This window comes from Corallococcus sp. AB011P (assembly GCF_003611605.1).
GTDB lineage: Bacteria > Myxococcota > Myxococcia > Myxococcales > Myxococcaceae > Corallococcus > Corallococcus coralloides.
Genome location: NZ_RAVX01000008.1, coordinates 132,761 through 144,320 on the forward strand (window position 1 = coordinate 132,761; position 11,560 = coordinate 144,320).

At 71.4% G+C, this 11,560-nt stretch carries 10 protein-coding genes; 5 read left to right on the forward strand and 5 right to left on the reverse strand.

Translation table 11 applies throughout. From position 1 onward, the window contains the following. Window positions 1-5: 5 nt before the first annotated feature. Window positions 6-3,674, reverse strand: a complete 3,669-nt coding sequence (locus D7X30_RS21715) for a type I polyketide synthase (protein WP_120564875.1) — start codon at window positions 3,672-3,674, stop codon at window positions 6-8. A 137-nt stretch (window positions 3,675-3,811) separates the two neighbouring features. Between D7X30_RS21715 and D7X30_RS21720 the strand changes: the two genes are divergently transcribed. The 3 genes from D7X30_RS21720 to D7X30_RS21730 all read left to right on the forward strand — a co-directional run bounded on the left by D7X30_RS21720 (window position 3,812) and on the right by D7X30_RS21730 (window position 5,580). Then, a complete protein-coding gene (locus D7X30_RS21720; protein ID WP_120564996.1) occupies window positions 3,812-4,072 on the forward strand; it encodes a phosphopantetheine-binding protein in 261 nt (86 codons plus the stop codon). Window positions 4,073-4,166: 94 nt separating this feature from the next. Next, window positions 4,167-4,766 carry a 2,3-diphosphoglycerate-dependent phosphoglycerate mutase gene (locus D7X30_RS21725; RefSeq protein WP_120564876.1) on the forward strand — a complete coding sequence of 200 codons (600 nt, stop codon included), beginning with the start codon at window positions 4,167-4,169 and terminating at the stop codon, window positions 4,764-4,766. A 109-nt stretch (window positions 4,767-4,875) separates the two neighbouring features. Then, the gene (locus D7X30_RS21730) at window positions 4,876-5,580 is read left to right on the forward strand and encodes a DUF4476 domain-containing protein (RefSeq protein ID WP_158619321.1); all 705 of its coding nucleotides are present in this window, start codon (window positions 4,876-4,878) and stop codon (window positions 5,578-5,580) included. Between the two features lie 10 nt (window positions 5,581-5,590). Here the strand turns inward: D7X30_RS21730 and D7X30_RS21735 are convergent, their stop codons facing one another. Next, the gene (locus D7X30_RS21735) at window positions 5,591-6,094 is read right to left on the reverse strand and encodes a hypothetical protein (protein WP_120564878.1); all 504 of its coding nucleotides are present in this window, start codon (window positions 6,092-6,094) and stop codon (window positions 5,591-5,593) included. Between the two features lie 166 nt (window positions 6,095-6,260). Between D7X30_RS21735 and D7X30_RS21740 the strand changes: the two genes are divergently transcribed. Continuing rightward, window positions 6,261-7,724: a chondroitinase-B domain-containing protein gene (locus D7X30_RS21740; RefSeq protein WP_120564879.1), complete on the forward strand. Its 1,464-nt coding sequence runs from the start codon at window positions 6,261-6,263 to the stop codon at window positions 7,722-7,724. A gap of 55 nt (window positions 7,725-7,779) precedes the next feature. Here the strand turns inward: D7X30_RS21740 and D7X30_RS21745 are convergent, their stop codons facing one another. The 3 genes from D7X30_RS21745 to D7X30_RS42360 form a co-directional block, all read right to left on the reverse strand. Continuing rightward, entirely contained in the window at window positions 7,780-8,175 is a 396-nt protein-coding gene (locus D7X30_RS21745) for a hypothetical protein (RefSeq protein WP_120564880.1), read from the reverse strand. 50 nt (window positions 8,176-8,225) lie between these two features. After that, entirely contained in the window at window positions 8,226-9,353 is a 1,128-nt protein-coding gene (locus D7X30_RS21750; RefSeq protein WP_120564881.1) for a cytochrome-c peroxidase, read from the reverse strand. Between the two features lie 204 nt (window positions 9,354-9,557). Beyond that, window positions 9,558-10,322, reverse strand: a complete 765-nt coding sequence (locus D7X30_RS42360; protein WP_199724480.1) for a hypothetical protein — start codon at window positions 10,320-10,322, stop codon at window positions 9,558-9,560. 140 nt (window positions 10,323-10,462) lie between these two features. Between D7X30_RS42360 and D7X30_RS21765 the strand changes: the two genes are divergently transcribed. After that, the gene (locus D7X30_RS21765; protein ID WP_233591702.1) at window positions 10,463-11,554 is read left to right on the forward strand and encodes an acyltransferase family protein; all 1,092 of its coding nucleotides are present in this window, start codon (window positions 10,463-10,465) and stop codon (window positions 11,552-11,554) included. Window positions 11,555-11,560: the final 6 nt, after the last annotated feature.

Below are 11,560 nucleotides of genomic sequence, written 5' to 3' on the forward strand. Positions count from 1 at the left end.
CTCGCTCACGAAAGGAAGGCCGCGAGCTTCGCGCCCAGCCCTTCGGCGTTCCCGCCCGTGAGCATCGACTGGTGGTCGCCGGGCACGGTCTCCACCCGGACCACCGCGCCCGAATCCAGCCATTCGAGCTCCACGTGCTTCGGCATGTGCTCGATGACCGTCGCCGCGCGGAAGAACTGGAGGGTGCCGCCATCGAAGCGGGGCATGGGGTAGTCGCGCAGGGCCGTCATGTTCGCCTCCCAGACGCGCACGTACCGCCGCTGCTGCTCCGGATCCGAGAGGACCTGCTCCTGCGCGAAGCCCACCCCGCCCACCCGGGCCCGGGCGATGTCCCCGGGGCCCGGCGTGTCGAGCATCGCGCACAGCGGCACCACGTGGCCTTCCGCCGTCAGCCGCCGGGCCATCTCGTAGACCACCGCGCCGCCGAACGACGCGCCCACCAGCAGGTACGGACCCACGGGCTGCAACGCGCGCAGGCCTTCCAAATAGGCCGTCGCCATCTCGTCGACGGACGTGTGCAGCGGCCCGTCTGGCTCCAGCCCCCGGGACTCGAAGGCGTAGGCGGTCCGGCCCGCGTCGATGGCTCGCGCCAGGTCGCGGTAGAACACCGCCTGACCTCCGGCCGCGTGCACGAAGAAGAGCGGCGGACCGCGAGTGCCCTGCTGGAGCAACGCGACCCCGGGGGGCAGGGACCGGCCCTCCTCCCGTCCTCCCAGCTTCCGGGCCAACAGCTCCACCGTGGGCGCGGTCAGCATCTCCTTCAGCGCGAGCCGCTTGCCGAAGCGCTCGGAGATCATCGCGAGCAGCCGGAGCGCGACCAGCGAGTCGCCGCCCAACGCGAAGAAGTCGTCGCGGATGCCCACGTCGTCCAGGCGGAACAGCGTCTGAAAGCACTCGACCAGGGACTGCTCCGTGGCGTCACGGGGTGCCACGCGCTCACCGCGACGGGGAGCACTTCCCTTCGGCTTCGAGGAGCCGGTCGCCTTCGCCTTGGCCGCCATGGCGTCGCGAGTAACGGGGCTCGGCGCGGCGTCGTCCAGGCTGTAGTGCTCGCGGTCGAAGCTGTAGGTCGGCAGGTCCACGCGCCGACGCCGCTCGCCGTCCCGGATGCGTTCCCAGTCCACGTCCACGCCCGCGGCCCACGCTTCGCCCAGGGCCGCCAGAGCGCTCCCGGGCGCATCGCCCTTCGTCGGCAGGGTGGCCAGCACGGGCTGCGTCTTGCGCGCCGGATGCTGCCGCGCGAGCGCGGTGAGCGTCGTGCCCGGGCCCACTTCAATCAATGCTCGGTCGCCGGATTCCAGCAGGCAGCCCAGCGCGTCGGAGAAGCGAACCGTGTGCCGCAGGTGCCGGACCCAGTAGTCCGGTGACGTCGCCTCGCGCTCCTGGAGCCACCGGCCGGTGAGGCTGGACACGACGGGCAGCGAGGGCGCGCGGAGCCTCACGCGGGCCACCTCCCGCGCGAAGCCTTCCAGGTACGGCTCCATCATCGAGGAGTGCGCGGCGCGCGCGTAGCGCACCCGCTTGTGCTCGATGCCCCGCGCCGTCAGCGCCTGCTCCGCGGCCTCCAGCTCCGGCAGCGGTCCGGAGAGGACACAGGTCTCCGGGCCGTTGATGGCCGCCACCGACACGGCCGGCCCCACGAGCTCCGAGACCTGCTCCACGGGCGCGAGCACGGACACCATCCCGCCCGAGGGCATCGCCTCCATCAATCGTCCGCGAGCGACGACGAGGCCCAGCGCCTCCTCCAGCGTGAACACACCCGCGAGGCACGCGGCCACGTATTCGCCGAGCGAGTGCCCCAGCAGCGCCTCCGGCTTCACGCCCCACGACAGCCACAGCTGCGCGAGCGCCCAGTCGCAGACGAACAACGCGGGCTGGGACCACAGCGGCCGGTCCAGCTCACGGGCCGCCGCGTCGAAGCGCTCGGGTCCGGCGAAGAGGATGTCGCGGAGGTCCGCGCCCATGGGACCGCGAAGCCACTCCGAGCACCTATCAATGGCCGCGCGGAACGCGGGCTCACGAAGGAACGCCTCGCCCATGTTCACCCGCTGCGCACCGCCGCCCGGGAACAAGAAGGCCACGCCGCGAGACTCGCCCTCGTCGAACACGGTGCGGATCCGAGGAGGCGCATCCTCACCGGCGGAGGACCGCCCCTCCAGGAGCGCCGCCGAGTCCTCGCCCTGGCGGACCACGACGAAGCGGCGCCACGGGAAGCGCGCACGCCCCACCTGCAACGTATGAGCGACGTCCGCGAGCCAGGCGCCCGAAGCCCCCTGCACACGCTCCGCGAGCGCCGCGGTCATCCGCGCCAGTGCCCCCTCCGTCTTCGCGGACAAGAGCAGCACCTCTTCCCCACGCCGGGGCGCATCCGTCTCTGGAAGAGCCGGCGCCTCCTGCAACACCACGTGCGCGTTCGTGCCCCCAATCCCCAGCGCCGTCACCCCCGCGCGCAGCGGCAACGGGCCCTCCCACGCACGCGTGCTCCCCACCACCTGGAAGGGACTGCCCTCCAGCTCCAGCATCGGATGCGGCTTCGTGAAGTTCAGCGTCGGAGGCAGCGTGCGGTGCTCCATCGACAGCACCGTCTTGATGACCCCCGCCACGCCCGCCGCCGCGTCCAGGTGCCCGAAGTTGCTCTTCACCGCGCCCAGGCCACACGCGCCCGGCGCAGCCCCCTGGAACACCTGCTTGAGCGCCGCGACCTCAATCGGATCCCCCAACGCCGTCGCAGTCCCGTGCGCCTCCACATAGGACACGTCCGACGGCGTCACCCCCGCCACCGACAGCGCCTCGCGGATCACCGCCGCCTGCCCCTGCACCGAAGGCGCCGCGAACCCCGTCTTCGCGCCCCCGTCGTTGTTCAGCGCCGTGCCCAGCACGATGGCGCGGATGCTGTCCCGGTCCGCCACCGCGTCCGCCAGCCGCTTGAGCACCAGCATCCCCACGCCATTGCCCACCGCGGTGCCCGCCGCGTTCACGTCGAACGGCCGGCAGCGCCCATCCGGCGCCAGGATGCCGCCCTCCTGGTTGCGATGCGCCCCCAACTGCGGCGTGCGGATGGACACGCCTCCCGCGAGCGCCAGGTCGCACTCGCCCGCGAGCAGCGACTGACACGCAAGATGCAACGCCACCAACGACGTGGAGCACGCCGTCTGCACCGTCATCGCCGGACCCGTCAGGTCCAGCTCGTACGACACCCGCGTGGCGAGGAAGTCCCCGGAGAGCCCCAGCGCCCCCGCCAGCCCCGCGGCCACATCCCGCCCTCCGTACGACGTGAAGCCCGCCCCCGCGTACACCGCCGCCCGCATCGGCTGGCCCCGGGGCGCATACCCCGCGGACTCCATCGCAGCCCACGCACACTCCAGGAGCGCCCGGTGCTGCGGATCCATCTGCTCCGCCTCGCGCGCCGAGTACCCGAAGAACGCCGCGTCGAAGCCCTCCGCCTCCTCCAGCACCCCCGCCGCGGTGATCCACTCGTCGCCCTGGGGCAGCCCCAGCCGCTCGCGGCCCGCCGCGTCCAACCGGGTGATGGAGTCCACCCCGCCCACCAGGTTGCGCCAGAACTGGCGCGCGTCCTCCGCCCCCGGAAAGCGCAGCGCCAACCCCACCACCGCCACCGCCATGGGCGCGTCCTCGCCCCCGGCGGCCGCTTCGGCCTCGTCCGCGTGGTCCATGGCTCCCGAGCCTGCCAGGGAAGTCCGGACCCCGGGGAAGGACAAAGCCCGCCTGCTCGCCCTGGCGCGGTCAGCCTTGACGCGGTAGTTCTATTTTCCTCAATTTGCAGCAAATCCAGCGCCCGGAGCAGCCCACCATGAGCACACAGAGCGCAGTCCCCTCACCCATGGAGGCGCGGCTGGCCGGGTACTGGCAGGAGCTCCTGGGCGTGGACGCCGTGCGGCCGGAGGACCACTTCCTGGAGGTGGGAGGCAATTCGCTCCTGGCCACGATGCTGGCCAACCGCATCGAGGACGACCTGGGCCTCCAGGTGGGCATGGTGGACCTGTTCAACACGCTGAGCGCGGTGGCGGCCGTCTGCGAGCGCCTCCAGCAGGAGACCCAGGCCGCGAGCTGACGCGCCCGGAACGTGGCCGCAAGACGACGGGCCGGGCGGGTGGACGGGGCTTGCCTCTTTTCCCCCCGCCCCCGGTTGGGCTAGCAGGGGGGCCATGCCCATCCTCGCCCTCGTCCGTCATGGTCAGTCCCTCTGGAACCACGAGAACCGCTTCACCGGCTTCGTGGACGTGCCCCTCACCGAGCAGGGCCGCGGCGAAGCCCGCAAGGCCGCCGACGCCCTCCAGGGCCTGAAGTTCGACGTGGCCTACACCTCCGCCCTCAGCCGCGCGCAGGAGACGCTCGCCATCCTGCTGGACACGCTGGGCCAGCGCCCGCCCGTCATCCGCGACGCGGCCCTCAACGAGCGCCACTACGGCGACCTGCAGGGCCTCAACAAGGCGGACGCCGCCAAGGAGTTCGGCGAGAAGCAGGTCCACATCTGGCGCCGCTCCTTTGACGTGCCGCCCCCCAACGGTGAGTCCCTGGAGATGACCGCGAAGCGCGTGCTGCCCTTCTTCGACCGCGCCATCGCGGGCGACCTGCGCCAGGGCAAGAACGTGCTCGTCGTGGCGCACGGCAACTCCAACCGCTCCCTGGTGATGCGCCTGGACAAGCTGTCCGGTGAGACGGTGGTGGGCCTGGAGCTCGCCACCGGCGTGCCGCTCGTCTACGAGATTGGCGCCGACGGCCAGGTCGTCTCCAAGCGCGGCTGAGACGCCCTGCTGGCAGGGGCTTCCTGGGGAAGACGGGAGGGGGCTTGAATGAGCAGGCCTCTGTCCCGTCAGATGGGAGGAAGCAAGAACACCCCCAAGGATGCACACCATGAAGGCCCTGACCCTCGCCGTCGTCCTGCTCTCCTCCGCCGCTGCCCTGGCCCAGACGGAGCCCAAAGCGGCGGACTCAGTCAACATCGCTGGCGGCGCCGAGTTCCGCCGTCCCCCGCCCCCGGGCCACTCCACGCCGCGCCCCGTGCCGATGCCGCAGCCGGTGCCCTCGCGCAACCAGGTCGTCATCGACCGTGAGCAGGCGGAGCGCCGCATCGACCGGCTGGAGAACGCGCTGCGCGACGCGATGTCCCGCACGAAGGACTCCAAGGGCCGCGAGAGCATCCGCAAGGCCATGGAGGAGCTGGACAAGCTGAGCGAGTACGTGGCCGACGCCGCGCCGTACGGCACGGGCCTGCCGCCCCCGGGGCCGCATCAGCCGATGCCGCCCCCGCCGCCGGTGGTGCGTCCCATCACGGATCAGCAGTTCCGCAGCATCACCGCGGCGATGGTGCGCGAGTCCTTCCCGCGCGAGAAGCTGCGCATCCTGTCGCAGGTGGCCCCGAACGAGAACTTCCTCGTGACGCACATCCTGTCGGTGCTGGGGCAGTTCTCCTTCTCCAACGACAAGCTGGAGGTGGTGCGCCTGATGCGGCCCACGCTGCTGGATCCGCAGAACGGCTACCAGCTGTACCAGGCGTTCCCCTTCTCCAACGACAAGCAGCAGCTGCAGGCCATCCTCGACAGCGGCGGGCGCTACTAGCCCTCCCGCGTCACCGGGAGAGCGCGGACCAGATGGTCCGCGCCTCCTGCGAGTCCACGGTGGCGTGCACGCTGGCCAGCACCCGTCCTTCCGCGTCCAGCGCCAGGACATAGGGGGTTTCGCTGGAGGAGAGGCCCAGCGCCCGGGCCATGCCACCGTTCTTGTCCAGCCAGGTGTCCTGCCAGTAGGCCTGGGGCACCTGGCCCTTCGCCTTGCCGCGCGCGGTGCCCTCGCTGACGAAGAACGGCAGCTTGAGGGCGATGAGCGACTGGCGGTGCACCGAGTCCGAGACGTGCTGGTCCGCCGCGTCGAACCATCCGCGCATCTGGGCGCTCGCGTCCTTGTCGGTGATGACGACCATCAGCGTGGGACGCCCCTTCAGCTCCTCGCTCGCATGCTTCCCGTTCGTCAGGTCGCGCGCGGAGAACTCCGGCAGCGACTCTCCCGGTGAAGGCAGCGCGAACGCGACCGGGGCCGCGAGCAGCACCCCCGCGAGCGCTGACACCGTGAGCATGGAGCGTCCCCGTCGCGAGCCTCTGGATTGGCGAGCCATGGGAAGACAGGTGTTCACGCGGAGTCGGATTCCCTAGCGCCCGGAATGCCTGCGCACGCCCGGCCGCCTGCCCCGCGTGGGGATCCGCTAACGTCGGCGCTCCCCTTTTCGTACCGGGAGTCCCCCCTTGAGAGCCCTTTCCCTCACCCTGCTCCTGCTGCCGCTGACGGGCGGCGCGGCCGTGAAGAGCGTCTCCACCGTGGCCGAGCTCCAGACCGCGCTTTCGTCCGCGAAGGCCGGCGACGAGATCGTCCTGGAGGACGGCACGTACACCGTCAACGCGAACCTCACCTGCGCCGCGGAGGGCACCCAGGCTGCGCCCATCATCGTGCGCGCGAAGAACCGCCACGCGGCCACCGTGCGCTTCAACGCGCTGGAGGGCTTCAAGGTGTCCGGCCGGTACTGGACCTTCGACGGGCTCACGGTGGAGGGCATCTGCGCGAACGACCAGAACTGTGAGCACGCCTTCCACGTCACCGGCCACGCGGAGAACTTCGTCCTGCGCAACAGCCGCGTGCGCGACTTCAACTCGCAGCTCAAGGCGAACGCGGAGAAGAACGGCAGCGGCGTGTGGGAGATGCCGCACCGGGGTCTCATCGAGAACAACGAAATCTACGACACGCACGCGCGCGCGACGTCCACGCCCGTCAACAAGCTGAACATCGACACCGGCGATGACTGGGTGGTCCGCGACAACGAGCTGCATGACTTCTCCAAGCAGGGCGGCATCTCCTACGGCGCCTTCATGAAGAGCGGCGGCAAGCGGGGAATCTTCGAGCGCAACCGCGTCCTGTGCGTGAAGGACCAGCCCGCGGGGGACACGCGCATCGGCCTGTCCTTCGGCGGTGGCGGCACCGGCAATCAGTACTGCGCGCCGGCCTTCGACCCGACCGTGCCGTGCTCGCCGGAGCACACGGACGGAATCATCCGCAACAACATCGTGGCCAACTGCTCGGACGTCGCGGTGTACCTGAACAAGGCCGCGAACACGCGCGTGCTGTTCAACACGTTCATCGGCACGACGGGCGTGGACTACCGTTACGCCGCGTCCACCGGCGAGGCCTTTGGCAACGTCCTGACGGGCGTCATTCGCAACCGCGACAGCGCCACCGGCACCCAGAGCACGAACCGCTCGAACGTGACCACCACCACCTTCGCGTCCTGGTACGTGGCGCCGCTCAAGGGCGACCTGACGCTCAAGGGCGACGTGTCGTCGCTCATCGGCGCGGCCCCGAAGAACACGCTGGCGCCGGAGGACTTCTGCGCGCGCGCCCGGCCCGCCTCGGCCACGCTGGGAGCGCTGGAGCACTCACTGGGTGACTGCCCCGCGAACACGGGCGGCGGCACGGACGCGGGCACCGGCGGAACCACGGACGCGGGCACCGGCGGAACCACGGACGCGGGCACCGGCACGGACGCGGGCACCGGAACCACGGACGCGGGCGTTGTTCCGGACGCGGGCCCTGAGCAGAACCCGTCCGGGGACGGGGACGAGGACGATGACGGCGGTTGCAGCGCGAGCCCCGGCCTGCTGCCCGCGCTCCTCGGGCTGCTCGTGCCCCTGGCCCTGCGCCGGCGCGCCCGTCGCTAGCGGAGGCCTCGCGAGGCGGCTGGAGACCCCAGCCGCTTCGCTGCCCTCACGCCCTTTAGAACGCGGAGGAGACGAACAGGCCCGGTCGGATGGCCAGGATGCCGCCCACCACCAGCGCCAGCGACACCAGCGTGCCCACCAGCGGCAGCACGTAGCCAGGCGGCGTGCGCCGGCGGTTCGCGGACAGGGGGCCCTGGATGGCGCCCACCGCGAGAATCATCATCACCATGTGCCCGATGAGCGCCGGGTAGTACCCGCGCGTCACCAGCACGCCAATGCCCACGAGCACCTGCAGCTGCAAGAAGCCGGAGTAGGACGCGCCGAGGATGCGCCCCACCTTGTCGAACGGGCGCTTCGTGGCGACCGCGAACGCGAAGAACGCGAGCGCGATGACACCGGACAACAGCACCAGGTAGCGAAGACCCGAGTGGAGATGGAAGAAGAAGGTCATGGGCGCAAGGGTTTAGCACCCGCCGGGCGGGGCGCGACGTTTCCTGCAAGCTACGACGGGTCCGGCTTGGGCGTGCGCTTCGTGCTGGGAGGCAGGGGCGGCGCGGAGATGCGCTCGGCGGGGGGCAGCTCACCCGTGAGGCTCTTGAGGAAGGCCACCAGGTCGTCCACCTCGCCGTCCTTCAGCGTGCGGCCCAGCTGGTAGCGCCCCATCAGGCGCACCATGGTGGGCAGGTCCTTCACGCTGCCGTCGTGCAGGTAGGGCCCGGTCATCTCCACGTCGCGCAGGGTGGGCACGCGGAAGTAGCCCCGGTCTTCCTCGTTCTTCGTCGCGTCGAAGCGGCCCGCGTCGGTGAGGGCCGGATACGCCTCCACCAGTCCCAGCTTCTGGAACGACGCGCCGCCCACCGCCGGGCCGTTGTGGCACGTGGTGCAGCCGGTGGTGACGAAGGCCTCCAGGCCGCGCTGCTCCTGCGCGCTCAGGGCCGCGTGCTCCCCCGCGAGGAAGCGGTCGAAGCGCGACGACGTGGTGAGCGTGCGCTCGAAGGCGGCCAGCGCCCGGGCGGCGTTGGCCAGCGTGACGGGCCTGCCCCCCTTGGGGAAGGCGGTGCGGAAGCGCGTGGAGTACTCGGGGATGGAGGACAGCGTGGCCTCGACGCGCTTCGCGTCCGGCATGGCCATCTCCACCGGGTTCATCATCGGCCCTTCCGCCTGGGCCTCCAGCGTGGCGGCGCGGCCGTCCCAGAACTGCGCGATGTGGTGGGCCGCGTTGTAGACGGTGGGCGAGTTGCGGCTGCCCTTCTGCCCCTTGTGCCCTTCCGACAGCGCCTTGTTGTCCACGCCGAAGGTGTCGAGGCCGTGGCAGCTGTTGCAGGACACGTCGTGGTTCTTCGACAGGCGCGGCTCGTGGAAGAGCATGCGCCCCAGGGCCACCTGCTCCGCGGTGTCCTCGGGCAACGGGGCCTGGTTGCGAGGCGCCTGGAAGAAGTGCGACGCCAGCTTCGCCACCGCCGCGGCATCCGTAGCCGAGGGCTTCGGGGCCGGGGCCTGCTCCGCCACCGGAGCGGGCGCGGACGGCTTCGCCTCCGGAGCCTTGTCAGGCGAGCGCTCACAACCGGCGAACAAGCCCGTCCCCATCACCGACAGGGTGAACCCGAGCAGCAGTCGATTTCGCATCATGTTGGAGAGCCTCCCGTGTGCGGCGCGGAGCGCACCGTACCAGTGACCCGGGCGGCTGGCTTCGAGACGGAACGTCGCACCCACGGCGCGGGCTTTCCCATTCCATCAGTCCGGCAGCGTCTGCCCGGACGGCGGCCCGGCGGACGCGGCCCGGGGCTCCTGCGGAACAATCCCCGCGCCGCTACCTCTTCTTCAAGGCTCCGGCTACGTACCGGGACCACGCAGCGGCGCATCCGGCTGGAAGCGGGGCGCCACGGAGGACGGCGGATGCAGGATGGAGACACGGGCGGCAAGGGGCGGGAGGTGGACGTGCTCGTCTGCCGCAAGTGCCTGACGAAGAGCGCCCGGAGCGGAGGGCAGGACCTGCCGCGCTGGCTCCAGGGGGAGCTGGCCGGGCGGGGCCTCGCCGGTCAGGTGCGCGTCACGCCCACCGGCTGCATGAACCAGTGCCCGCGCCGGCAGGTCACCGTGCTCGTCTCCGACTCCGATGATCCCGAAGGCCGCCTGCTGCTGGTGGAGCCCCGGCTGCAGCGCGACCTGCTGCTGAAGTTCGTGGAGCGCCGCGCGCGCCCGGACGCTCCCGCCGCCACTCCCGGCGACGGCGACGCTCCGGGGCGGCAGGAGCACCTCGGTGATGAACCGGTCCACGAGGAACGAGGCCAGTAGCCCCGTCGCGGTGCCAGCGGCGTCCCACGCCAGGTCCTTCACGGAGAAGACGCTGCCGCGAGCCCGGTCGTACACCTCCTTGCCCAACCCCACGCCCAATCCCAGTCCCACGCCGGTGAGCGCCCGCGCGCCCGGCGAATCGAAGAGGACGGCGCCCGCGCCGTAGCCCACGCCCGTGGCCGCCGCGCACGCCGCGAAGTGTTTGGGCTTGTCGTTGCCAAACCAGTCATCACCAGACGCGGCGCGGCCAGAGGCCGGGACGGCGAGGAGCACCAGGGCGGCGAGCGCGGAACGGGCGGACATGCATCCATCCTGTAGCATCCTGCGCGGAGGACGCGACCTGGGCTGAGAGTGAAAATCCGGCGCGTTTCCACGCTTGCCGACCTCCACGGTGGGTGCGTTTTCGAGACGAGGCCCGCACGTGGGCTTATGCTCGGACCGTTTTGAAAGGCTTCGCTCCCTCTCTCAACTTCCGGCAGACCCGGCACCCCGCGTTGGATGGCGCGCGAGGACTGGCCGTGCTCGCCATGGTGATGGGTCACACGCTGGACGCGCTGCTGGCGCCCGCGTTCCGGGACCACCCGTGGATCCAGGAGTACTGGAAGGTCCGGGGCATCACCGCGCCGTTGTTCCTGCTGGTGAGCGGCTGGGCGGTGGTGATGGCGCTGGGCACGAAGCCGGGCGCGGCGAAGGACTCCTTTGGCCGCCGGTTCCGCCGCGCGCTGCTGCTGCTCTTCCTGGGCTACCTGCTGCACTGGCCGGGCTGGGGCGCGGTGCGCGAGCTGGGCTTCTCCGACGCCATGCTGCGCAAGGTGTTCCAGTTCGACGCGCTCCAGTGCATTGGCGCGGCGCTGCTCCTGGGCGCCATGGCGCTGGTCGTGACGCCGCACCGGGGCGCGCGGGCGCTGCTGTTGGGCGCGCTGGCGGTGGGCATCCCCCTGGCGAGCGCCGGGATGTGGCAGGCGGGCGCGCACCTGCCGGTGCCGCTGCAGCAGTTCATTGGCAATGGGGAGGGCAGCCGCTTCCCGTTCTTCCCCTGGGCGGGCTTCTTCTTCGCGGGCGCGTTCGCCGCGCACGGGCTGCACGTGCTCAAGCCGGGCCTGCCGCAGGGCTTCGCACTGCTCGCGTTGGGCGGAGCGCTGCTGGCGCTCACCCGTTGGGTGCCCGTGGAGTGGACGCCCACCAGTCCCACGATGGTGATGTACCGCGTGGCGCAGGGCCTGCTGGTGCTGGGTGTCGTGAACCTGCTGCCGCAGCGGGTGAGCGGCCTGCTGGCGCCGCTGGGACGGCTGTCGTTGTGGATCTACGTGCTGCACCTGCCGGTGGTGTACGGCTGGGCGGACATCGCGGGCCTCGCGCAGCGCATCGGTCCCCGGCTGGGCATCGCGGCGGCGCTGGGCGTGTCCGTGGCGCTGCTGGTGGGCTGCTACCTCGTCGCCCGGGTGGGCCGCTGGGTCCGCGAGCAGGCCCGTCCCTGGCGCGCCGGCTCCACCACGCTGAACGCCAGCGTCGGCACCGCGCGCCTGGGCCAGTAGCCGCCT